The organism is Chryseobacterium sp. AC405b (genome assembly GCF_979258685.1).
This window is the reverse complement of sequence record NZ_OZ409877.1, coordinates 529015-555077: the sequence shown is the minus strand read 5'-3', so window position 1 is coordinate 555077 and position 26063 is coordinate 529015. Positions and strand designations below refer to the sequence as shown.

Annotated in this window: 18 protein-coding genes; 14 read left to right on the top strand and 4 right to left on the bottom strand. The window is 36.1% G+C overall.

The features are described 5' to 3' along the window. Positions 1-57: 57 nt before the first annotated feature. From ACZZZA_RS02655 to ACZZZA_RS02615, 9 genes are all read left to right on the top strand, one after another. Positions 58-720, top strand: coding sequence for a succinate dehydrogenase cytochrome b subunit (locus tag ACZZZA_RS02655; protein WP_463429672.1), 663 nt, complete (start codon positions 58-60; stop codon positions 718-720). A 15-nt stretch (positions 721-735) separates the two neighbouring features. Then, positions 736-2748, top strand: coding sequence for a fumarate reductase/succinate dehydrogenase flavoprotein subunit (locus ACZZZA_RS02650; protein WP_463429671.1), 2013 nt, complete (start codon positions 736-738; stop codon positions 2746-2748). Position 2749: 1 nt separating this feature from the next. Further along, positions 2750-3331, top strand: coding sequence for a hypothetical protein (locus ACZZZA_RS02645; RefSeq protein WP_463429670.1), 582 nt, complete (start codon positions 2750-2752; stop codon positions 3329-3331). Positions 3332-3355: 24 nt separating this feature from the next. Further along, positions 3356-4123, top strand: coding sequence for a succinate dehydrogenase/fumarate reductase iron-sulfur subunit (locus ACZZZA_RS02640; RefSeq protein ID WP_463429669.1), 768 nt, complete (start codon positions 3356-3358; stop codon positions 4121-4123). Between the two features lie 178 nt (positions 4124-4301). After that, a complete protein-coding gene (locus tag ACZZZA_RS02635; RefSeq protein WP_463429668.1) occupies positions 4302-5852 on the top strand; it encodes a TlpA family protein disulfide reductase in 1551 nt (516 codons plus the stop codon). Positions 5853-6008: 156 nt separating this feature from the next. After that, positions 6009-7415: a 23S rRNA (uracil(1939)-C(5))-methyltransferase RlmD gene (gene rlmD / locus ACZZZA_RS02630; RefSeq protein WP_463429667.1), complete on the top strand. Its 1407-nt coding sequence runs from the start codon at positions 6009-6011 to the stop codon at positions 7413-7415. A 36-nt stretch (positions 7416-7451) separates the two neighbouring features. Then, positions 7452-9926, top strand: a complete 2475-nt coding sequence (locus ACZZZA_RS02625; RefSeq protein WP_463429666.1) for a zinc-dependent metalloprotease — start codon at positions 7452-7454, stop codon at positions 9924-9926. A 6-nt stretch (positions 9927-9932) separates the two neighbouring features. Further along, the gene (locus ACZZZA_RS02620) at positions 9933-10397 is read left to right on the top strand and encodes a DUF6452 family protein (protein ID WP_463429665.1); all 465 of its coding nucleotides are present in this window, start codon (positions 9933-9935) and stop codon (positions 10395-10397) included. After that, positions 10363-11022, top strand: coding sequence for a DUF6048 family protein (locus tag ACZZZA_RS02615; RefSeq protein WP_463429664.1), 660 nt, complete (start codon positions 10363-10365; stop codon positions 11020-11022). The genes ACZZZA_RS02620 and ACZZZA_RS02615 overlap by 35 nt, the downstream gene beginning before the upstream one ends. Here ACZZZA_RS02615 and ACZZZA_RS02610 read toward each other — a convergent pair. Next, the gene (locus ACZZZA_RS02610) at positions 11019-11504 is read right to left on the bottom strand and encodes a hypothetical protein (RefSeq protein ID WP_463429663.1); all 486 of its coding nucleotides are present in this window, start codon (positions 11502-11504) and stop codon (positions 11019-11021) included. The two genes, ACZZZA_RS02615 and ACZZZA_RS02610, sit on opposite strands and share 4 nt — an antisense overlap. A gap of 228 nt (positions 11505-11732) precedes the next feature. Between ACZZZA_RS02610 and ACZZZA_RS02605 the strand changes: the two genes are divergently transcribed. The 4 genes from ACZZZA_RS02605 (at position 11733) to ACZZZA_RS02590 (ending at position 21820) form a co-directional block, all read left to right on the top strand. Continuing rightward, positions 11733-12608, top strand: a complete 876-nt coding sequence (locus ACZZZA_RS02605) for a zinc-dependent metalloprotease family protein (RefSeq protein WP_463429662.1) — start codon at positions 11733-11735, stop codon at positions 12606-12608. Between the two features lie 127 nt (positions 12609-12735). Beyond that, positions 12736-13761: a T9SS type A sorting domain-containing protein gene (locus ACZZZA_RS02600; protein WP_463429661.1), complete on the top strand. Its 1026-nt coding sequence runs from the start codon at positions 12736-12738 to the stop codon at positions 13759-13761. Between the two features lie 142 nt (positions 13762-13903). Further along, positions 13904-16849 (top strand): reprolysin-like metallopeptidase, encoded by a 2946-nt coding sequence (locus ACZZZA_RS02595; protein ID WP_463429660.1) that lies wholly within the window; start codon positions 13904-13906, stop codon positions 16847-16849. A 300-nt stretch (positions 16850-17149) separates the two neighbouring features. Further along, positions 17150-21820, top strand: a complete 4671-nt coding sequence (locus ACZZZA_RS02590) for a fibronectin type III domain-containing protein (RefSeq protein WP_463429659.1) — start codon at positions 17150-17152, stop codon at positions 21818-21820. Positions 21821-21962: 142 nt separating this feature from the next. Here the strand turns inward: ACZZZA_RS02590 and coaE are convergent, their stop codons facing one another. The 3 genes from coaE to ruvB all read right to left on the bottom strand — a co-directional run bounded on the left by coaE (position 21963) and on the right by ruvB (position 24552). Continuing rightward, complete coding sequence (gene coaE, locus ACZZZA_RS02585) at positions 21963-22592, bottom strand: dephospho-CoA kinase (RefSeq protein WP_463429658.1); 630 nt, start codon at positions 22590-22592, stop codon at positions 21963-21965. Positions 22593-22595: 3 nt separating this feature from the next. Continuing rightward, positions 22596-23462, bottom strand: coding sequence for an MBL fold metallo-hydrolase (locus ACZZZA_RS02580; RefSeq protein WP_463429657.1), 867 nt, complete (start codon positions 23460-23462; stop codon positions 22596-22598). A gap of 67 nt (positions 23463-23529) precedes the next feature. After that, positions 23530-24552 (bottom strand): Holliday junction branch migration DNA helicase RuvB, encoded by a 1023-nt coding sequence (gene ruvB / locus ACZZZA_RS02575; protein WP_463429656.1) that lies wholly within the window; start codon positions 24550-24552, stop codon positions 23530-23532. 272 nt (positions 24553-24824) lie between these two features. On the opposite strand from ruvB, the gene hutI reads away from it, so the two are divergent. After that, entirely contained in the window at positions 24825-26057 is a 1233-nt protein-coding gene (gene hutI, locus ACZZZA_RS02570) for an imidazolonepropionase (protein WP_463429655.1), read from the top strand. The last annotated feature ends 6 nt before the right edge of the window (positions 26058-26063 follow it).

Here is a 26063-nt window from a genome sequence, read left to right as displayed (position 1 = left end):
ACTTTTTAGTTTTGTTAACATTCCCTAATTTTGTGGGAAATCAAATTTAAACTCAATATGGCAGGTTTAACAAGTTCTACGATAGGTAGAAAATATGCTATGGCACTTTCAGCATTTTTCTTGCTGATTTTCCTAGTAATGCATCTTTCCGTAAATCTATTGTCGGTTTTCGGTGAAACAGCTTATAACAATGCATCACAGTTTATGGGATATAATCCTCTTATTCAGTTTGTAATGCAACCCGTGTTGATGTTTGCTGTAATATTCCATTTTGTGATGGGATTTATTTTAGAAATTAAAAATCAAAAAGCAAGACCTATCGGTTATGATAAAAACGAAGGTTCCGCAAACTCTACATGGTCATCTCGTAACATGATTATTTCAGGAGCTGTTATCTTAGCATTTATTTTTCTGCACATGTATGATTTTTGGCTTCATGAGATGAATTATAAATATATCGATGGTCTTCCGGTAGAAGAAACCCGTTTTTGGGGCGATCTTCACAGGAAGTTTGCTGATTTGTGGAGAGTGGTGCTTTATGTCATTTCTTTCGGTTTACTTGGTTTACATTTAGCTCATGGTTTTCAGTCTTCGTTCCAGTCTGTTGGGGCAAGACATCCAAAATATACTCCAATGATCAAAGCTTTTGGAAACTGGTATTCTATACTGATTCCTTTAGGTTTTATCTTTATTGCAATTTTTCATTACGTAACTCAATAATATCAATATACTAATATGAGTAAATTAGATTCAAAAATTCCTGCAGGTCCGCTTAAGGACAAATGGAAAAATCATAAAGACCATATGAACCTTGTTGCGCCTAACAACCGTGATAAAATAGATATTATTGTTGTAGGTACAGGTTTGGCAGGAGGTTCTGCAGCAGCTACTTTGGCTGAGCAGGGATATAATGTAAAAGCATTTTGTTATCAGGATTCACCAAGAAGAGCACACTCGATTGCTGCGCAAGGTGGTATCAACGCTGCTAAAAATTATCAAGGTGATGGTGACTCAACCTATAGATTGTTCTATGACACCATCAAAGGTGGTGATTACAGAGCAAGAGAAGCAAACGTATACAGATTAGCCGAAGTTTCTGCAAATATCATCGACCAATGTGTTTCTCAAGGAGTTCCTTTTGGTAGAGATTACGGCGGACAATTAGATAACCGTTCATTTGGTGGAGTTCAGGTTAAAAGAACTTTCTACGCAAAAGGACAAACTGGTCAGCAGTTATTGTTAGGTGCATATTCTTCATTAAGCCGTCAGATCGGAAAAGGAAGAGTGAAAATGTACAACCGCCACGAAATGCTTGAATTGGTAATCGTAGACGGAAAAGCAAGAGGTATCATCGCTAGAAATCTGGTAACAGGTGAGATCGAAAGACATTCTGCTCACGCAGTGGTTATTGCTTCAGGAGGTTACGGAAACGTATATTTCCTTTCTACCAATGCAATGGGTTCAAACGTTTCTGCAGCGTGGAAGATTCACAAAAAAGGAGCATACTTCGCAAACCCTTGTTATGTTCAGATTCACCCGACTTGTATTCCGGTTCACGGAACACAGCAGTCTAAACTGACTTTGATGTCTGAATCATTAAGGAATTCCGGAAGAATCTGGGTTCCAAAGAAAATTGAAGATTCAGTTGCCATCAGAGAAGGAAAACTGAGACCTGAAAATATTAAAGAAGAAGATAGAGATTATTATTTAGAAAGAAGATATCCTGCATTCGGAAACTTAGTTCCTCGTGACGTTGCGTCAAGAGCTGGTAAAGAAAGATGTGATGCCGGTTTCGGAATAGAGAATAATGATACTAAAGAAGGTGTTTACCTGGATTTCTCCACAGAAATTATGAAAAAAGGTAAAGAATCTGCTATTGAAAAACATATTCAAAATCCTACTGATCAGCAGATTTATGACCTTGGAAAAGCTTGGATCGAAGAAAAATATGGTAACTTATTCGTAATGTACGAAAAGATTACAGCAGATGATCCTTACAAAACTCCAATGAAAATTTATCCTGCCGTTCACTATACAATGGGTGGCGTTTGGGTTGATTATAACCTGCAGTCTACAATCCCGGGATGTTTCGTTATCGGTGAAGCTAACTTCTCTGATCACGGAGCCAACAGATTGGGAGCTTCTGCATTGATGCAAGGTTTGGCAGACGGATATTTCGTTCTACCTTATACTATTGCAGATTATCTTTCTGCGGATATCAGAACGGGAGAAATTCCTACGAATTCTGCAGAATTTGAACAGGCTGAAAAAGAAATTAAAGACAAAGTAAACTTCTTTGTTAATAATAAAGGGACGAATTCAGTAGATTATTTCCACAAACAATTAGGACACATTATGTGGAATAAGGTGGGAATGGGAAGAACCCCTGAAGGATTGAGACAGGCAATTGCCGAAATTGATCAGTTGAAAAAAGATTTCTGGACGAACGTAAAAGTAATGGGCGAAACTGAAGGGATGAATACCGAGCTTGAAAAAGCATTCAGAGTAGCAGATTTCATTGAATTAGGTCAGCTGATGGCTATCGATGCTTTACACAGAAACGAATCTTGCGGAGGCCACTTCAGAGAAGATCATGCGACTCCGGAAGGCGAAGCTGAAAGAGATGATGTGAACTTCAAGTATGTTGCTGCTTGGGAATATCAGGGCGATGACATTAAGCAGGAGGTTCTCCATAAGGAAGATCTTGTGTATGAAAACATTGAAGTTAAAGCAAGAAGTTACAAATAGTATGAAAAATTTGAAAAAAATCCTGATGCTTTTTGTAGTCTTCCTAAGCATCTCTACTGTTTTTGGACAGAAAGTTACCACTCAATCTATCGATAAACCTTCTGAAGGTAAATCTTTGGTTTACATCTTAAAGACCGGGGCTGGAATGTTGGTTAATTTCAGAATATATGACAAAGATCTTTTTTTAGGATCTATTGGAAGCGGAAAGTATTTAGTCTATGAATGTGAGCCCGGTAAACATTTGTTTTGGGCAGGTGCAGAAAACAGAGATTATATTGAAGCAAATCTTGAAGCAAATTCAGTGTATGTGATCAATGCTGAAGGACAGATGGGAGCATTTGTAGCGGGAGTTAATTTTAAGCCGCTTAATCCAAAGGAGTTTAGAGATAAGAAAATATTTTATCAGGTAATTAAAAATGATAAAAAACAGATTTATACCAAATCGGAAGATGATAAATCTGAAAATATTGCCAAGGCAATGCAAAAATATCAGGAATTAAAAGACAGTAAATCAAATAAAATCGCATATTTAATTTCAAATATGAAATTTGAAAATGCTGATAAACCAGAAAAAGATAAATAATCTCCAACCTATAAATATAAAATTATGAGTGCAAAAAAAGGCCTTCATCTTACGCTGAAAATTTGGAGACAGAAAAATACCAAAACTAAAGGTCAGTTTGAGACCTATAAAATATCAGATGTTTCTACAGATTCTTCATTCTTGGAAATGCTGGACATCCTGAACGAAAACCTTATCAACGATGGAAAAGAACCTATTGCGTTTGATCACGACTGTCGTGAAGGAATCTGCGGAATGTGTTCACTCTACATCAACGGTAGAGCTCACGGTCCGGATACAGGTATAACAACGTGTCAGCTTCACATGAGAATGTTCAAAGACGGTGAAACGATTGTTATTGAACCGTGGAGAAGTGCTGCTTTCCCAGTTATCAAAGATTTAATGGTAGACAGAAGCGCATTCGACAGAGTAATGGCTGCAGGTGGATTTATCTCGGTAAACACTTCAGGAAATACTTTGGACGCCAATGCAATCCCGGTTCCTAAAGAAGATGCAGACAAAGCAATGGATGCTGCAGCTTGTATCGGTTGCGGAGCTTGCGTAGCCTCTTGTAAAAACGGTTCTGCAATGCTATTTGTAGGAGCTAAAGTTTCTCAGTACGCACTATTACCGCAAGGTAGAGTAGAAGCGAAGCGAAGAGTTCTCAACATGGTAAAAGCGATGGATGAAGAAGGATTCGGTAACTGTTCAAATACAGGTGCTTGTGAAGTAGAGTGTCCTAAAGGAATTTCTCTTGAGAATATTGCTAGAATGAACAGAGAATTTATGGTTGCAATGGCAGATAAAGCATAATCTGTTAAAAAATATAAAGAAAATTTCGTCCTCTTCATTGAAGGCGAAATTTTTAGTTAAATGTTTCATAAAATCAATTGTTAAATAGCATTAAGTTTGTCGAAAAACTTATTTTTGCTTAATTATAAAACCAAAAATGAAATTGAAAATTCAATCATTTCAAAAAATTAATAGTATAATGATGATTAAAAAATATCTTTTGTTGTTTGTCATTGCAATATTTGCAGTGTCTTGTTCAAAAAAAGTTGAAGTAAAAGGAAAAATTGCAGGAAGCTCTCCATTAGAAAGAGTAGAATTTGTAGAAGCCTCAGGCGTTGCTACATTACCACTCATCAATATGGGACTTGATAAGGATGGGAATTTCTCAGGAAGTTTCGAAGCTCCAAAAAACGGAATGTATGTTATTAACTACGCCGGAAAGCAGAATTTAATATTTCTTAAAGGTGGTCAGACAGTAAACATATCAGGAAGTGCAGCTACTTTTCCTAATGAATATGTAGTAACAGGTGATGCGAAAAATGATAACGATTTCTTTCAGGCTTGTCAGAAATTTCTTTCTACTTACGGACAAAGCGTAAACGTTCAGGAATTGGCATCAGGTGATGAAGCTAAGTATGTGAAAGGAATGCAGAAGATTGAGGCAGATATCAATAAAAATATCGACGAGAATGTAAAAAAATACAATCCGGGAAAAGAGGTAGTTGAATGGAAAAAGACGGACGCAAAAACAGCTATTCTGAATCTGTTGGTGAACTACGAAATGAATAAAAAGCAAATGTCTGGAAATCCTTCATTCAAATTAGGAAAAGTATTTACAGATTATGAAAATAAATTAAAAGAAAATAGTGACGAAATGGTGAAGACAAGCCCTTTCTACAGACAGTATCTTTTAACTAAAATGAGTCCTGGTTTCCAGAAGTTTGCAGAAGCAAAAAGCAAAGGAAAAACAGATATCACAACTTCAGAATTGTTTAATGACTATTTGAAATCTCAGAAAGATGTTTCTCAGGTTACTAAAGATTATTTGTTGGCATTTGTAATGGCTCAGTCAGATATTCACCCGCAAACTCCGGCTAAGACAACTGATAAAATCAAAAAAATCATCGAAGAAGATATTAAAGATTCAGGAATCAAGGCAGATATTAAAAAAATGCAGTTTGCCATCAACGGATTTAAAATCGGTGATGATGCTCCGGAAGCTTCTTTAGTGAAAGCAGATGGTAAAGCTTTCAAGCTGAGTGAGAATAAAGGAAAACCTTATGTATTGGTTTTCTATGCATCTTGGAATCCTTACATTGCAGAAGGTACAGTTCCTGTATTGAAGGAAGTTGTGAATTTCTATAAATCTAAAATGAATTTCGTTTACGTAAACGTAGATGATACAAAAGATCAGTTTGTGAAAACAAGCAATGCAATGATGAAAGGAATTCAGGGAACTAACGTGTATGCAGAAGGAGGTCTTAATTCTGATATTGCTAAAAAATACGGAGTATATGGGTTTAAATTACCAAACTTCATTGTTGTTGACAAAGACGGGAAAATTGCAAGCAGATCATTTGTTAATTTAGGTGATCAGGAGCTGATTACCATTTTAGACAAGCAAACAGGTCTTTCTGCGCCAAAAGTTGCTCCTCAACCACAAATGATGCCGCAGATGAATATGGATCCTTCAGCGCAGCCGGCTCCTCCGGTTCAGGAAGCTCCTCAGCAATCAGCTCAGACAAAATAATAAAGTTTATACAATAGAAAAAAACCTTGTCTTCGGATAAGGTTTTTTTTATTGTATTTTTGCAAAGTGATACCGAAAGGCGAATCATTAGAACAGAAAAAATAGAAAATTTACGGATGTAAAATAGAAAGTAGATCCGTACCGATAGAAATTGATATGAGAAAGAAGAAAGACGTAATTCTTGAAAATATAAAGTTGATAACTGCAGGTGCAAAAGGAGTTGCAATAGGAAAAACTGAAGAAGGGAAAACTGTTTTGGTTTCCGGAGGTATTCCCGGAGATGTGGCAAATGTCAGAGTTAAAAAGTCAAAGTCAAATTATATTGAGGCTGAAGTAAAAGAGATTGTTGAGAAATCACCCTTCAGAGTAGAACCGAAATGTATTCATTTTGGAGTTTGTGGAGGCTGCAAGTGGCAGAATATGAGCTACGAAAAACAACTTGATTTTAAACAGGAAGAAGTCTACAACAATATCAAAAGAATTGGTGGAATCGATGATTTTGAAACCGTTCCGATTTTGGGAGCAGAAGAGCAATATTTCTACAGAAATAAAATGGAATTTTCTTTTTCAAATGCAAGATGGCTGACTCAATACGAAATCAGTTCTGAAGAAAACTATGGCAGCAGAGATGCATTAGGTTTTCATATTCCGGGAATGTGGAGCAAAATTCTCGATCTTAAAGAATGCTGGTTACAGGAAGATCCGTCTAACGCAATTCGTTTGGCAGTAAGAAATTTCGGAGTTGAGAATGGTTTAGACTTTTTCGATGTAAGAGAACAAAAGGGTTTTCTGAGAACTTTAATGATGAGACAAAACTCGAAAGGAGAATGGATGGTTTTATTTCAATTGTACAGAGAAGAAAAAGCGAACCGTGCAAAACTTTTTGATTATTTGCTGGAGCAATTTCCACAGATTAAAACTTTGGTTTATGCCATCAATCCTAAGCAGAACGATTCTATCTACGATCTGAATGTAAATATATATTTCGGAGAAGGATTTTTAATGGAAGAAATGGATGGATTGAAATTTAAAATCGGACCGAAATCATTCTTTCAGACCAACTATAAACAAGCGTTAGAATTATATAGAAAAACCCTTGAATTTGCCGATTTAAAAGGTGATGAAGTAGTTTACGATTTATACACCGGAACTGGAACCATCGCACAATATGTTGCCAGAAATGCAAAACACGTTATCGGAATTGAATCTGTTCAGGAAGCTATTGATGCCGCTATAGAACACGCTGAACTGAATGGTTTGACGAATACCACATTTTATTGTGGAGACATGAAAAATGTCTTCAATGATGAATTTATGGAAAACCATCCAAAAGCAGACGTATTAATCACCGATCCGCCAAGAGACGGAATGCACCAAAAAGTAGTAGAGCAAATTATTAAATTAGCTCCTGAAAAAGTCGTTTATGTAAGCTGTAACTCTGCAACCCAGGCAAGAGACTTAGCTCTGATGAAAGATCATTATACTTTAGTGAAAATTTTGCCGGTAGATATGTTCCCCCAAACTCATCACGTTGAGAACATTGCATTGTTGGTAAAGAAATAATTATTTTTAAATTTGAATAAACAAATCAGAATTCATATGATAAAGAACTGTAAAACATTTTTCTTATTAGCCGCATTAGTGTTCTGCCAGCAAAATTTATTTTCGCAGGAAAAGCCTAAAGATTCTGTTGCTGCAAAAACCGATACCGCTAAAGTTAAAAAAGACGATAAAAAGAAAAGTCTAATCAAACCTTTTAAAGAAATCATTACCGATAAAGCGGTTTCTGACCAGGGAGTCTTTACAGTTCATAAAGTTGACGACAAATATTATTTTGAAATTCCTGATACCATGTTGAAGAAGGAATTTCTTCTTGTGACAAGATTAACTAAAGCTGCCGCAGGAATGCGTTCCGGAACTTCAGGATACGCAGGAGATCAGATCGGTCAGCAGGTAATCGCTTTTGAAAAAGGTCAGAAAGATAAAATTCTTTTAAGAGAAATTTCTCATGTCGATTATGCTAAAGATTCTACATCGCAAATGTATAATTCGGTGACAAGAAATAATGTGCAGTCTATCATTAAATCTTTTGATGTAAAAGCTTACGGCATAAACAAAAACTCATCTGTCATTGAAGTGACTGATGTTTTAAATTCTGATAACGAACTGACATCGTTTTCAGTTTGGTCGAAAGATTCTTACCGAGTAGGAGCTTTTCAGAAAGATATGTCATTTGTCAATTTTGTGAAATCTTTCCCGACAAATATTGAAATCAATACGACCAAAACTTTTGCCAGAACTCTAGGAACACCTATGACACCTGCCGTTCCGGGAAGACCTGCGCCAAAAGTGAGCGGAAATTACACCGTGGAAATCAATTCTTCATTTGTACTTCTTCCTGAAAACAAAATGCAGTTTAGATATTTTGACCCAAGAGTTGGATATTTTACAGTAGGATACACAGATTTTGATCTAGATCCTCAAGGAGTAAAAAAGATATCTCTGGTTAAAAGATGGCGTCTGGAGCCAAAACCACAGGATATAGAAAAATACAACAGAGGAGAATTGGTAGAACCGGCAAAACCGATTGTATTTTACATAGACCCGGCAACTCCTAAAAAATGGGTTCCTTATTTAATGCAAGGTGTAAATGATTGGCAGAAATCTTTTGAAAAAGCTGGTTTCAAAAATGCAATCATAGCTAAAATTCCGGATCCTAAAGTAGATACAGAATGGAGTCTTGAAGATGCAAGATTTTCAGCAATCGTTTATAAACCTTCTGATGTTCCGAATGCTTCGGGACCGTCTATCGCAGATCCTCGAACTGGCGAAATTCTTGAAAGTCATATCAACTGGTATCATAATGTGATGATGTTGTTGAGAAACTGGTATTTTGTACAGGCATCACCCAATGATCCGAGAGCGAGAAAAATTGAATTCGAAGATAAATTAATGGGTGAATTAATTCGCTTTGTTTCTTCTCACGAGGTCGGGCATACTTTGGGTTTAAGACATAACTACGGTTCTAGTTCTACAGTTCCGGTTGAGAAATTAAGAGATAAAAAATGGCTTGAGAAAAACGGTCATACACCTTCAATTATGGATTATGCAAGATTTAACTATGTTGCACAGCCAGAAGATAATATCGGTGATGCAGGAATTTTCCCTAGAATCGGAGATTATGATGATTGGGCAATCGAGTGGGGATATAAAAGATTTAATCAGTTCAAAACTCCGGATGCAGAAAAAGAATTTCTGAATCAGTGGGTGATTAAAAATCTTAAAAATGAAAGGCTTTGGTTTGGAACAGAATTGAATCCTTTAGATCCAAGATCACAAAGTGAGCAGGTGGGTGACAATGCAATGATTGCAAGCACCTATGGAATAAAAAACCTTCAAAGAATTGTTGATAATTTAGAAAAATGGACGAAAACTCCAAATGAAGATTATGCAAATCTTGATATGATGTACGATCAGGTTACATCGCAGTTCAAAAGATATTTAGGGCATGTTTCAAAATATGTCGGCGGACAAATGGAAACGCCGAAAACGGCAGAGCAATCTGGAGTTGTATACGAAGTTGTTGCTAAAAAAGATCAGAAAGAAGCCATGAAATTTTTAGACGAAAATATTTTTACGACACCACAATGGCTGATAAAAAAAGATATTTTTGAGAAAACCGGAAAAACTCCTGTGAAAACTGTTGAAGAAATTCAAAATGGTGTTTTGGGGAGAATTTTAAGCCCGATGGTTCTTGAGAATATGTATCAGATGGAAGCCATAGAACCCAATACATATTCCGTGATTGAATTGCTGTCAGATTTAAATACTTCAATTCTTAAAAAAGATAATGCAGATATCTACACCAGAAATCTTCAGAGAAATTATATTGATTCTTTAATAAAATTCGTTGATACTAGATCTTCTGACAAATCGGATATTTCTGCATTGGTAAGAGGAAACTTAAATACAATCAAGAAAGAGCTTTCTTCAAAATCGACTTCAGATTTGGTAAATAAATACCATTATGAAGATTTGGTTTTCCGTATTGAAAAGGCTTTAGATCCAAAATAATTTAAAATGAAAAGATTATTGTCATTCTTCATATTATCTCTTTTCATGGTTTCCTGTGGTGGAGACGATGATATCTGCGAGAGCGGAGAAGGTACGCCCAGAATGAAAATCATGTTTAAAAATGCAGATAAAATTACCACATTAGATTCTGTAAAAGTGTATGTAGACTACGGAGTACGTATCGTTGATTTGGGATGGAGCAGAAATACAGATTCTATCTTGATTCCTCTTCGCGTTGACGAATCACCATACACAGATTTATTCATAAAAACCACCAAAAAAGGAGATTCATCAAAGGTTCGTTTGAATTATACAACCAAATCGATTTATGTATCACCAGGTTGTGGAGCAAAATTAAATTACGAAAATCTAAGCGGCCAATTATTAAAACCAAATCCTGTCATCAAACTTGAATCCGGACAAACCTTTATTGAAAATGAAGAAAAAACTAATCTTTACCTCGTTTTTTAGTCTTTTAACGCTGCTGATTTCTGCGCAGGAAAATAAAGAAGTAGAAAAAGAAAAATGGAAATACGAACCCAACTTTATGGTTGGTGTAGATGTTTTGAACACCGGAGTTTCATTTTTTTCAGACAGACAGTTGTTTCAGGGATTTATTTCATCAAAGATAAAAGGTAACATTCACGCCATCGTAGAAGCAGGATTTGAAAAAAATATTTATCAGAAAAATGGCTATGATGCTACGGCAAACGGTCCATTTGCCAAAATAGGAGCTTTTTACATGCTTGCGAAAGACAGTGAGAATGAGTTTAATGGTTTCTACGGCGGAGCAAAAGTAGGGGGCTCATTTTACACTCAGGAGTATTTTGCAATTCCTATTCGTGGTTTTGGCGGAAGCAGTTCATCAGTATCAATGCCTGCATCTTCACAATCATCTTTTTGGCTTGAAGGAACCATTGGCGGAAGAGTTCAGTTATTTGAATCTGATTTCTTTATTGATGTCAATATGCAGCCCAGATACCTTATTGCCACTTCAAAACAAGACGAAGTAGTTCCGATGATTGTTCCTGGTTTTGGCAGAAGCTCATCAAAATTTATTATGGGCTTTGCCTGGAGTATTGCGTATAAGTTTTAATTTAATCTTTTAGGTTTACTGCTGTTTTCAGAGATTGCATCTCTGGCTTGCTGAAGTTTTTTGTACAATGCTTCTAATTGTTGAGGTGGAATTCCTGCATCAAAATCTGAAGAATTGTATTGTTTACCTTCAGTTATAATAGTAATAATACTTGATAATGCAGCATCAGAATATCGACCTGTTGTGGAAGATGTATAAGTCGATAATCTTTCTAAATCAATCAGTTGTGTTTCTTTTACAATAGTATTCCAGTCTGTGGTTGAGATTGAGGATGATGTTGTTGTTCCGTTTACATTAATAGTGATGATACTATTTTTAAAAGTAATTTTCCTGTTTGTACCTCTTGTTTGTTCTGTAAGTTCTATACTGGTGATTGTTTTTTTATCCTTATTATTTGATAGATTTCCATCTGTTTTTTGTGATTGACAGCTTATCGTCAAAATCAGATAACTAAAAATAATGAATCCTGTTAAATATTTCATGTGATTTATATAATTAACAAATTTAAATCAAAAGTGATGTAATTAGAAATAATTTCACAAAAATTATTCAAATATTTATTTTGAGAAATACTTGATAAAATCAGTATTTAAGGATTTTTTTTACATTATTAAATCGTTTTAAGTGTATTTTTTATAAAATAAGTATGTTAAGTTTAAATTTTTTTGTTGATTTGTTTTATATTTGTCAAAATTTAAATTCAATTCACAATGAGAAATTACACTATTTCGAAAATTATTTTTCTTTTTTCTTTGGCTTTCGGTACAATGATGTACTCTCAAAAGCTGGAAGACAGTAAACTGGTTTTTGGTAAATTTTACACGAAAAATCAGATTAAAGATATCAATGGCATTGTACGTTGTTCATCTTCAGAATATGAGCAATATCTGCAGACGAAATATCCTGAGAGAATGACTGATACTCAATTTGAAGCATGGATAGCTCCGCTGGTTAAAAATGCAATGGCTAAGTCTCAAAATGGAGATATTATTACCATACCTGTTGTCGTACACGTCATTCATTCCGGAGAGGCTTATGGCGTAGCTCCAAATATTACAGACAATCAAGTTATCTCTCAGATCACTGTAATGAATGAAGACTTTAGAAAAATGGCAGGAACCAGAGGTTTTAATAATGATCCTGTAGGAGCAGATATTAAAATACAATTTGCATTGGCAAAAGTAGATCCGAATGGTAATCCTACAAATGGGATTGATAGAGTGAATATGTGTGCGCCTGAATGGTCTACCGCAGATATAAATACAGTTGTAAAGCCTCAAACTATTTGGGATCCTACTCAGTATATGAATATGTGGAGTGTTAATTTTGATAATCCGGATTTGTTAGGCTATGCTCAATTTCCTTCTGATTCTGGTCTTTCAGGATTAAATGCGAACGGTGGTTTAGCTTCTACTGATGGTGTTGTAGCAGGTTACAGGTGTTTTGGAAGTGCTGACAGTGATGATGGAACTTTTCAACTGTCGAATAATGTAGACTTAGGGAGAACAATGACACATGAAGTAGGTCATTTCTTAGGATTAAGACATCTTTGGGGAGACGGCAGCTTGCGCTACAGATTACTGTGATGATACTCCTTTCTCTTCTAATGCGGGAAATGCTCACTATATTTGTAATCCTTCACAAGATTCATGTCCTACACAGCCGGGTCTTGATATGGTACGCAATTATATGAATTATACTTATGATCTTTGTATGAATATATTTACAAATGATCAAAAAGCAAGAATGATTGCAGTAATGAATAATTCTCCTCGAAGAAATACCTTAAAGACCTCAACAAAGGATATTGCAATTCCATTATTTGCTAACGATGCGGAAGTTAAACTGGAACGAGTTTGTACAGTTTTTAATACAACTTGTACAGCTAGCCAATCTTCTTTGTCGGTTGCCCTACACAATAGAGGAACCAGTAATCTTACATCAGCAACCATCACATATGGAGTAGGAACGAACACTCAAACTTTTAACTGGACAGGTAATTTAGCACCAAATAAATACGCAATTGTTAATCTTGTAATACCTTTAACGGTTCCTTCGGGCATTATGGCAGTTTCTGTAAATACTGCAAATGGTGTTGCAGACCAAAGAGTTTCTAACAACTCATTTACAACAAACTACACCTATAATGGTCCTGCAGAAGCTAATAATGGAGCCTTTACGTTTACATTGCAAAATGATTATTGGGGATCTGAAGTTAGCTGGAATTTGAAAAACAGTAGTGGCACGACCCTTTATCAAAGTACAGCATATGCAGATGTGCCAAATCCAAATACGTCAACTCCCTTGCCAACACCTGTTGTTGAAACTTGGAATTTAACTCCGGGATGTTATACATTTACTATTAATGATGTATTCGGTGATGGTATTTATGATTTAGGCGGTTTTTATAATCTGAAAAACTCGGCCGGAGTTACTGTTTTTCAGGGAAGTCCTTACGCTACTACACAGACAAGAGCAGTCAATATTACTGTTTTAGCTACGGGTGAAACGAAATTTGATCAGTTTGCCGTGTATCCAAACCCGGCGAGTGATGTTTTAAATATTACTAAAGTTTCTGATAAAGCTAAATTTGAAATTCACAATGCAGTTGGCCAATTGGTAAAAGCTGGTGAAATTAGATCTAACCAGGTTAGAGTTGCCGAATTGGTAAAAGGCACATATATCATTACTATAAAAGATAAAAATATTTCTAAAAGCATTAAGTTTATTAAGAAATAAACAATACGAACTATTTGTATAAATTCCTCATGTAATCATGAGGAATTTTTTTTTATTTAATGGTAATATTAAGTTTATGTTCTTATTTTCAAAAAAAATGAGTAAAATCAACTATATTTGGAAAATAAAAATATTTGTTTAAATGAAAAAATTCATTACTGCTTTATTTTGTAGTGTAATAAGTGGTACTGCGGTTGCACAATGGACAACGGCAAGCAGACCGGTACGAAGTTCAAATACGGAACTTTCAAATGTCACAAGTTATTATAAACTTGATTTGGTTCAGCTTCAACAAAAGCTTAAAAATACTGTTGAATCAGGAAAAGATGCTAAACCGGTAGAGATATCATTACCCAATTTATTTGGGAAAATGGAGCGCTATGCTGTTTACAGCTTTCCTGTTATGGCCAAAGAGTTAGCTGATCAATATCAATTGGGTTCATATGCCGGTGTTAGCATAGACAATCCCAATAAGTATCTTAGATTCTCATTATCCCCGTCAGATTTTCAGTCTATGACTATCAATGATGGACAGTATGAATTTATTGATGCTCAAAATGCGGACAAAACCATTTATGGTGTTCACGCAAAATCCTCAAATCCTGATGGTAAAAGTTTTACATGTACTACTTCAGAAGATCCTACTGCGGTAAACCAGCTGGGAAATCTTAAACTTGCAGGTCAGTCATTTAATAATCAGCCAACAAACTTTGCAAAATCTTCTGATAAAAAGTACAGAACGATGCGGTTGGCTATTTCTGCCACAGGTGAATATACTGCTTTTCACGGAGGTACAGTTGCATCAGCACTATCTGCAATAAATGCTACTATGACAAGAGTAAATGGTGTATTTGAAAAAGATTTAGCATTGCATTTAAACATTCAGAACTTCCCGGGTATCATTTATACTGATGCGGCCACGGATCCATACACTGGAAATTTGAATGTTCAATTACAACAGACATTAACAGCTAATGTTGGTAATGCAAATTATGATATTGGTCATGTTTTCAATGCAGCAGGTAACAATGGTAATGCCGGATGTATTGGTTGTGTATGTTTAAATCCTGCGACATCAACAAGTACTGCGAAAGGTTCTGGTTTTACTCAAAGTACAAGCCCTGTAGGAGATACATTTGATATTGATTTTGTAGCTCACGAAATGGGGCATCAATTAGGAGCCAATCATACCTATTCACATGTTTTGGAAGGAGCAGGGGTAAATATGGAGCCAGGTTCTGGATCTACCATTATGGGTTATGCAGGTATTACAAATGCAAATGTGCAAATGAATTCTGATCCATATTTTCATGTTGCAAGCATCTTACAGATTCAAAACAATATGGTAAGTAAAACTTGTGATGTTGAAACTACAATTGTAAACAACCCGCCTGTTATTGCTGCTTTACCAACTTACAGTATTCCTAAAGGAACTGCATTTGTGCTTACCGCATCAGCTACCGATCCTGAAAGTGATCCTATGACCTATGCTTGGGAACAATTTGATGCAGCAGATGTTGCTGCAAATACTAATGCTGATCCTATCACATTAGCCAATCTGGGAAATACAACTTTTGGTGCTTCTTTTAGATCATTATCTCCAACTACAAGCCCAACAAGATATTTTCCTAAATTATCATCAGTACTGAATGGTGTTTTAGTTAATTCTAATAACAGCTGGGAATCAGTATCGAATGTAGCAAGAACCTCTAGTTTTGTTGTAACGGTAAGAGATAATAATTTAAATCCTTTACAACAACAGACTAATTCTGCTCTGCAGACTATAAATGTTGGTGCAGACGGACCGTTCAAAGTGAATGATCAATTCCAGTTCGGATACACCAATGCCGCTACTCCAATTGTATGGGATGTTGCAAATACTTCGGCAGCACCTTATAACGTAGCAAATGTAAAGATTGATTATACGGTAGATAATGGGACAACTTGGACAATTTTAATTGCTTCAACACCTAATGATGGATCAGAAAATTTCACATTTCCTGCGTCATTGAATAATCAAATCATTAAGCTAAGAATTTCAGCAATTGGAAATGTTTTCTATGCTGTAAAATCCGTAAATGTAAGTGCAACCTCTGTTTGTGGAACAAGTCCAAACGGTATCGTTGTAACGAATATGGCTACTACTTCTGCTGTGGTTACTTGGGCACCTGCTACAGGAGCAACTTCTTATAATGTACGTTATAAGAAAGTGTCAGAAACCACTTGGACGCAGACTACCTCTGCAACCAATTCTATAACACTTACTGGCCTAATCTCAGCAACGGCTTATGAGGTACAGGTAGCAACAGTTTGTTCAGGGGTTGCAAGTGCTTTCTCTGCATCTGTGAATTTTTCAACGATTGCTGCAACTTACTGTCCTGCGGCTTCTACTACAGGAACTCCTTTATTTATTTCTAATGTACTAGTATCAAATTTAATTAATCCATCAGGAGCTAGTACATATACAGATTTCTCTACAAACCCGGCTTTGCAAATTAATCTTGTGAAAGGAGTAAGTAATACGATGACAATTAATGGGTCGTTGACAACGCCTAACTTTAATACGGTAATGGTATTTATAGATTATAATTTGAACGGTAATTTTGAAGCATCCGAGAGAGTTTTAAACTTTCCTGTTGCAAATGTAACTTCGTTTACCGGATCTTTCACAGTGCCGACTACAGCGTTAGAAGGTCAGCCTCTAAGAATGAGAGTGCTGTTTGCCTTTGCTGGTTCTGCTAATGCAGGCTTAAGCGGACCAGCTTCTTGGGCGTGTGGAACTAATTTTAATAATGGTGAAATAGAAGATTATAATGTAGTGGTTACAGCTCCGTTAAGCACAAATGAATCTGTTTTAGCTAATAACGGAATTCAGATCTATCCTAATCCTGTAAGCGATATCTTAAACGTTACTAAAGTTTCAGATAAAGCTACTTATAAAATATATAGTGCAGCAGGTCAATTGGTAAGTAACGGAAATATCACAGGTGGTAAGATTAATGTAACATCATTGATCAAAGGTGCATATGTGATTTCTATTACTGACAAGGGAAGGGAAGCTTTCAATTCTAAATTCATTAAGAAATAAAGAAACATCTTAATACTTAATAAATCCTCATGTAATGCATGAGGATTTTTTTTATTATGTAAACGTAACAAGCTTTTTGATGAAGTAATAATAAAAAAAATATTATTCATGTGCTTCCAATAACAAAAAATGATTAGATTTGTATTTAATATAAAATAATTATTGCCTATGAAAAATCACTTTACTTTTTTTAAATCTTTAAAACGCAACGAGCAACACTTCGATTAACATTGAGTTGCTCAGCACAATTCATTAATACTAATTAACTTATGTATTCTAATCTATTTAATTATTAATAAGATGAAGAGAATTTTACTAATTTTTGCAATCATTCTGTCGTATCTATCGAACGCACAGGTGAGTTCATACACATTTGCGCAGTCCAATACAGCTTATCAAGCTCTTGCGACGCCATCTGCTGTATTGGCAACTGCAACCACCGCCAACTCGTTAGATAATGCAGTGTATCCGGTGACGCTTCCGTTTCCTGTTTCATTTAACGGTATCAATTATTCAGCATTAAATGTTTCTACCAATGGTTTCATCACCTTTGGAGCAACAGCGCCGGGAACAGCAAACTATGTTCCGATATCAAGTGCGGAAGCTTATACAGGTGCAGTTTCTGCATGGGGTAGAGACCTTAACGCAATTGCTAATGTTACCAATGTTTTTGGAAACGTTAGTTGGGGAGTTGAAGGTACAGCACCCAACAGAGAAGTTGTAATTCAATGGACTGATTTCAGACCGGTATATACTACTTCAACAACAAATGCTTATACGTTCTCTTTTCAAATAAGGTTAAGAGAAACTACGAACACAATAGCAGTTGTTTACAAAAGTGGTTCATATCTAGCAGGAACAACATCTATTGCAAGTACTGCACAGATTGGTCTTCGTGGTACTACCAATGCTGATTTTAATAACCGTTTGAATGCAACATCTTTAGCATTTGCTAGTTCTACAGCAGGTACTGTAAATACAAATACTCAGGCATTTAATACGACAGCAGCTACACCTGGAATGCCTACTGACGGACTTACCTACACTTGGACTCCTCCAAGTTGTTTTGCTCCTTCTGGTTTAGTATCTGGTGCAACATCACCTACAACAGGATCAATTGGCTGGAATACCCCTGCTAATGCTCCTGCAAACGGATATGAGTATATTGTATCAACTACAAATACCACTCCGACTCCTGCTACAGCAGGTACTCCTACAACTGCATTGTCAGTGCCTCAAAATGCATTAACTCCTGGAACTACTTATTATTTCTGGGTAAGATCTATTTGTTCGGGAACTGATAAAAGTGCATGGATAGCAGGCCCTTCTTTCACACCAGGTCAAATTGGTGGTGGTACGACTTCAGTGGGAACTCTGCCGATTTACTCTTGTTTCGGATTTAACTACTCTCAGCAGATTTACACTGCAGCAGAAGTTGCCGGAGCGATTGGAACAAACAACTTTATTACTAAAATAAGATTTTTCGTTGCAACTACTGCAACTACCCAGGCTAATTACAACCAATGGGTAGTTTACATGGGTAATACTGCACAGACAAATTTTGCAACCACAACAAGCTGGATTGCATCAACCAATTTACAGCAAGTCTACACAGGTACTTTACCGAACATGACAAATGGTACTTGGGTTGAATTAACCTTAACGAATCCTTTTGTTTGGGATGGTACTTCAAACATTGTAATAGCAGTTGACGAAAATGCAGGGGGTTACTCTTGTACTCAAAACTGGGGAGATTATCCAGCAGGTACAAACAGAGGAATTCTTCATTACAGTGATTCTGTAAATGCTGATCCGGCTGCTCCTCCTACTGCTAGTGCACGATATGCTACAATACCTAGAGTACAGATAGTTGCTGAAGCATTACAGCCATGTACTACAGCTCCACCATTAAATATTTCTGTTGGACAGTTGACACCAACTTCTGCAGGAGTTTCATGGACGCCAACTTTAGGTGCTACATATATTGTAAGATACAGACTTGCTCCAAGTGGTGCATGGATTACGGTTACATTAACGGCTCCTCTTTCTAGCAGTTATACAATACCGGGTCTTACTGAACTTACAGCTTATGAAGTTCAGATTGCGACAATTTGCGGAGGTACTACGGGTGCATTCTCACCAAGTACTCCTTTTACAACACCTGCAATCAGTTATTGTACTTCTGGACCTACAAGTACTACGTTATACGAGTATATATCTAATGTAACAGTTACGCCTACAGGATATGCGCCTATGGTGAGTGCCTCACTCACTCCATTACCGACTGCTCCTTTTTATTCGGATTACACAAATGATCCTGCAAGATTAATTACTTTAATAAGAGGAACTGGTAATAACAGTGTTTCTATTACGAAGACTTGGCCAAACTTCCAATATGCTGCAGGGGTTAAAGCTTGGATTGATTTCAACAGAAACGGAATTTTTGGAGATAATGCAAATGAATTGGTTCTTGATTCACCTTCTAATACGACAGCAGTTGTAAATGCGACCTTTCCTGTTCCTGCTCCAAACACATTAGGTGTTTACATGGGCAATCTAAATTTAAGAATGAGAGTAATCATTCAGGAAGGAGGTTCTCCTAGTCCATGTGGAGGGTTTACTTGGGGAGAAGTAGAAGATTATTCTGTAAGATTAATTGATTTACTTCCTTGTACTACGGCTCCACCATCAAACATTACAGTGACCAATATGACGGCTACTACAGCTTACGTTTCTTGGTTACCAGCTGCGGGTGCTACCTATTTTGTAAGATGGAGAGTGGGTGCTACAGGACCTTGGTTACCTTCTCCTGCAGGTCAGGCAGTTACAGCAGGACAAAGTTATTATACAATACCAGGTCTTACTGAGCAAACTGCTTATCAGGTTCAGGTAATGACGGTATGTAACGGTACTCCGGGTGCATTTGGTCCTTCTATCAATTTCACAACACCACCATTATCATATTGTCCAATGGTAGGTACCGGTACTAATGATTACATTTCTAATGTAAAAGTTACACCTGTGAATTTCCCTGTAATGGATAATACTTCTTTACAGACCAATTATATTAGTTATGTGACACCTGCTACATTAATTAACCTAGAAGTAGGTTCATCAGGTAATCAATTGTCTGTTTCTAAAGCTTGGCAAGCCGGTACTTTTGCTGATGCAGTAGATGTTTATATTGACTTTAACAGGGACGGAACTTTCGCACCTATTGAAAGAATTATGAATTCTGCATCAAGTACAACTACACCGGTTACGGCTACATTTGCAGTTCCACCAGCTGGACCAGCAATATATGCAGGACCACTCACAACTACGATGAGAGTAATCTTAAGACGTGGTAGTACTCCGGTAATGTGTGCTGATCCTGCAAACGGAGAAGTAGAAGATTATGCAGTACGTTTGAGACCTTGTAACAATGCTACGCCAGGTGCTCCAACGTTTGCAGCTATTACGCAGAATGCAGTAACGATCAACTGGACTCCGGCAACTAATAATATTGCATATATTTTACAATACAGAGTTTTAGGAACTACCACTTGGACAACTCTTAATGTTTCCAGTTTGGCAGGTAACCCTCCGGTTACAATCAATGGTTTAACTCCGGCTACAACTTATGAAGTGCAGATTGCTGCAGTTTGTGGTACAGGTGGAGCAGGAGCTTTCACAGCTATCAAGACATTTACGACAAGATGTGATCCTACGCCTCCGAATGTTACCGTTACCAATGTGACTTCTACTTCTGCAGTAGTTACATGGAATCCTTTAGTTCCTAGTGCTACTTATATCATCAGATATAGACCAGTAGGTTCTTTAACATGGATTACACCAACAGCACCGCTTCCTCCTGCTAACTCTATTACTCTTACAGGATTAACTTCTTATGTAACGTATGAAGTTCAGGTAGCAAATATTTGTGTTGGTGAAACTACACCAAACCCATGGTCTAATCCTCAGGTATTTACTACAATAAGAATTTGTGAAATACCACCTCCAGGATTAACAATTACTACATTAACACCTACAAGTGCTGAAGTAGTTTGGGATGCTTATACAGGTGCAGGAGCTACTAATAGTTATATTTTAAGATATAGAAAAGTAGGAATTCCTAGCTGGACGAGTATTAATGTAAATACTAATACGTATACAATCACAGGATTATTAGAATTGACAAAATATGAAATGCAGGTAGCTAACGTTTGTACCGGAACACCGGGTAACTTTACGCCTCCTTATTATTTCACGACACCAACAATTGTATACTGTCAAATGTCATCTACTAATTCGGCTACAGAATTTATTAATAAAGTAACGGCTAAACCAACAGGTAAGCCAGAAATGATTAATATTTCTCTTGGTTCTAATTACTCTGATTTTACAACAGATCCTGATACCTATATTGAAATGATTCAAGGTTCTACAGGTAATCAGATTATTATCGACAAAACCGTAGGTACTACTGGTACTGGAGTAGCAGTTTGGATTGACTTCAACAGAAATGGATATTTCGATCTTAACGAAAGAATACTTGCTGACGGACCGAATCTAAACCCTACAGCAAGCGCTACATTCTCTGTACCGGCTGATGCTTTTGTAAGCATGACAGATTACAAGTATGTGAGAATGAGAGTGGCTATGGCGAAAGATGCTATTCCTGTAAATTGTTTGAATTTTGACAATGGTGAAGTTGAAGACTATACCGTAAGAATTTCTAAACAAGGCGTAGTAAACCCACTGAACCAAACGGATATCATGATTTATCCAAATCCGGTAAGCACAGTTTTAAATGTAAAAAATATCAGCAAAAAAGCGAATTATAAAATTTACAGTGCAGCAGGACAATTGGTATCAAGCGGATTAATCTTAAACAATAAGATTGATGTAAGCAGACTCATCAACGGATTATATGTTATCGACATTGAAGACGTAAAAGGTACTGCTCAGAAGAAATTTATTAAAGAATAATAATTAAATAATTTCTAAATAACAGAATAAGCTCTCAGAAATGAGAGCTTATTTTTTTTGTATCAGATTTAAATGAGATTTTTACACATAAAAGAACCGCTGAATTATTCAGCGGTTTTTATTTATGTGCGTTTTTTGAAATTTATTCAATCTCAAAAATAATTTTTTCAGTTTGCTCCTTCAGGTCATCCAGATTGGTATTGTTGTAAATAACATAATCTGCCAGTTTTATTTTGTCTTTTTCCGGCATTTGATTATTCATTATGGTTTCAACTTCACGATAAGTTTTCCCATCCCTATCCATTACTCTTTTCAGTCTTATATTATCCTCGGCAGTGACCAAAAGCGATTTATAACACTGAAGATTTAGCTTGAGTTCAAAAAGCAGTGCTGTCTCTTTAAAAATTAGATATTTCTTCTGTTGGGCAACCCATTGTTCAAAATCTAATTTTACAGCAGGATGAATAATTTTATTTAATTGATGCAGTAATTCATCGTCTTTAAAAACTTTTTCTGCAACAAATTTTCTGTTATAAATTCCATTTTCATCATAAGAATTTTCTCCCAAAAGCTCTTTTATTTTATTCTTTACATCATCATTGTCATTTACAATCGTTTTAGCTCTGTCATCAGAATAATAAACAGGAAAACCACAGTTTTCGATAAATTTTGCTACGGTTGATTTTCCGGAACCAATTCCGCCGGTAAGACCAATGATTTTCGAGCCGGGATCAGGTTCTGCTTTTTGAGTTTCTGTCAATAATTCTTCCATAATCTAGTAACCAAAAACATCATTAAAACTAAAGGTTTCATCTAATCTCACGCCTTTTTCAGTCATTTTAAGACTTGCCAATTCATTGTGCGCATCATGTTCAAAGAACAGTAAATAATCATTATCTACACATTGCTTTAAAAATTTAGCTTTTTCTTCAACAGTCAATAAGGGTCTGGTATCGTAACCCATCACATACACTTGAGGAATATGCCCTGCAGTTGGAATTAAATCTGCTGCAAAAACAATTGTTTTTTCCTGATACTGAATCACAGGTAACATCTGCTTTTCGGTGTGACCGTCTACGAAGATAACATCCATTTTTAATTCTGGTACAAAACCATAATTACCGTTGCTGGGAAGTGGTAAAAAGCCTAATTGGCCGCTTTCTTTAATGGGTAGAATATTTTCTTTTAAGAAACTCGCTTTTTCTCTCGGATTAGGTTCTGTAGCCCATTGCCAATGGTTTTCATTGCTCCAGAACTGTGCATTTTTGAAAGCAGGTCTGTAACCGGATTTGTCATCATTCCATTCAATGGCTCCGCCACAGTGATCAAAATGTAAATGAGTAAAAAAGACATCGGTAATATCCTCTTTTACAAAACCGAATTTCTTTAAATTTTTATCTAAACTGTCATCGCCCCAGAGAGAATAATGACCAAAGAACTTATCATCCTGCTTATTTCCCAGGCCGCAATCTACAAGAATAAGTTTTTTTCCGTCTTCAATCAATAAAGAGCGGGTTCCTAATTCAATTAAATTTTTCTCGTCCGCAGGATTGGTTTTTTCCCACAGACTTTTCGGGACGACTCCAAACATTGCGCCGCCGTCAAGCTTGAATTTTCCGCATTGGATAGGATATAGTTTCATATTATTTTTTATTTTTTTAATTTAATAAATCTTAACTCAAAATTTTAAACTTATTATAAACTCTAAATTAAAAAAGCTCTCCCGGATGTCTAGGTATCGCAATATTCAAATGTCGGTATGCTTTTTCCGTCACTTCTCGTCCTCTTGGTGTTCTGATGATAAATCCTTCCTGAATTAAAAACGGTTCATACACTTCTTCCAAAGTTTCCGGATTTTCGGCAATGGATGTTGCCAAAGCAGAAATCCCAACAGGTTTCCCTTTGAAATTTTCAATCATCACTCTCATTATTTTATTATCCATTTCATCTAAACCAAATTCGTCTACATTCAATGCATTCAAAGCGTAAGTGGTAATATTAATTTCGATTTCGCCGTTGCCTTTAATTTCGGCAAAATCACGAACTCTTCTCAATAACGCATTCGCAATTCTTGGCGTTCCGCGACTCCTTCTTGCAATCTCAATCGCAGCATCCTCATAAATGGTTACACCCAAAACTCTTGCACTTCTGATAATAATCATTGAAAGAAGCTCAATCGAATAATATTCTAATCTGCTCTGAATCCCGAATCTTGCCAACATCGGTTTTGTCAGCATTCCACTCCTTGTGGTGGCACCAACTAAAGTAAAAGGATTTAAACTGATCTGAACGCTTCTCGCATTGGGACCTGTTTCAAGCATGATATCGATTTTATAATCTTCCATTGCTGAATAAAGATATTCCTCCACAATAGGAGATAATCTATGGATTTCATCAATAAAAAGAACATCATTTTCTTCCAAATTGGTAAGCAGACCTGCTAAACTTCCCGGTTTATCCAAAACAGAACCGGAAGTTATTTTACAGTTAACTCCTAATTCGTTTGCTATAATATGAGATAAAGTAGTTTTTCCTAAACCTGGCGAACCATGAAGAAGAACATGATCAAGTGCACCGCCACGATTTTTAGCAGCAGCCACAAATACTTCAAGATTTTCTAGTGTTTTTCTTTGTCCGGCAAAATCTTTAAAACTTTGCGGACGAATTTTTTCTTCCTGTACGAGTTCGTCATCGGAATAATTTTCCTTATCAGGATGTAAAAAATCTGGCATTAATTCATTTCATTTACCTCAAAGATAGGAAAAAATGAGTTTAAGATTGAGGATAGGATTAAGATTATTTATAGATAAGTTTTTGATATCAAGACAGCTTACTGTAAAGAAGTAGATGGCTGTTATTATTGATATATTTTGAGTATTTTTGAGTGGAAATATTTTAAAAAATAAGTAGGTTGATTTAGAGAGAAGTAAACTTCAATCAAATTTTTTTAATTAAAAATTAACACTTCTAAATTTAAAATTTAGCCAGAACCTAAACCTTTGAAATGAAATTAATAGGCCCATTTAAGCAAATAATATCGTTATCGAATCTTTCTCTGAGGGGAAAATTATCAGATGATCAGCTTGAAATTATCATCGATGGTGGAATTTTGATTGACGAAAATAAAATTCTCGAGGTTGGAAATTTTAATGCCTTAAAAATTGAAAATCCAAGCATAGAAATTGATAAAGTTGAAGGTGAGCAAATCGTGCTTCCGGCTTTGGTAGATTCTCACACGCATATTTGTTTTGGTGGTAATCGTGCCAATGATTTTGCCATGCGAAATGCGGGAAAAACCTATCTTGAAATTGCAGAAAGTGGTGGAGGTATCTGGAGCTCTGTACAACATACCAGAAATGCTTCGGAGGAAGAACTATTAAAAACACTGCTTGAAAGAATAAATGTTTTAATCTCTTTAGGAATAACAACGATTGAAATTAAAAGCGGGTATGGTTTAGATGTGGAAAATGAATTAAAAATGCTCCGGATCATCAAAAAAGCACAATCTCAAACTCGTGCTACGTTGGTTCCCACTTGTCTGTCGGCTCATCTTAAACCAAGAGATTTTGAAGGAGATAATAAAGCATATTTAAATTATATTTTAACAGAAATTTTACCTAAAGTAAAAGAAGAAAAACTTTCTGACAGAGTTGATATTTTTATTGAAAAATCAGCCTTTCAACCAGAAGAAAGTAAAGAGTTTTTGTTAAAAACTAAAGATTTAGGTTTTCAGATTACCGTTCACGCAGATCAGTTTACTCCAGGGAGTTCAAGGATTGCCGTTGAAGTTGGTGCACAATCAGCAGATCATTTAGAAGCCACAGTCGATGAGGATATTGAATTTTTGGCGCAGTCCGCTACAGTGGCAACAGCACTTCCCGGTGCTAGTTTAGGTTTAGGAGAAAAATTCACTCCCGCAAGAAAATTATTAGACGCTGGCGCAATTTTAGCAATAGCCAGTGACTGGAATCCGGGTTCTGCCCCTATGGGAAATTTAGTTACACAGGCTTCTATTTTAGCAACGTATGAAAAATTGACAACTGCAGAAGTTTTGGCAGGAATTACCTTCCGGTCTGCGTTTGCTCTGGGATTAGAAGATAGAGGAAGATTAGAGAAAGGTATGAAAGCTGATTTTGTAACCTTTAAAACAAATAACTTTCAAAATATATTGTATTATCAGGGAAGTTTAAAAGCTGAGCATGTTTATATTGATGGGATTAAAATAGAATTTAAATAGAAAATT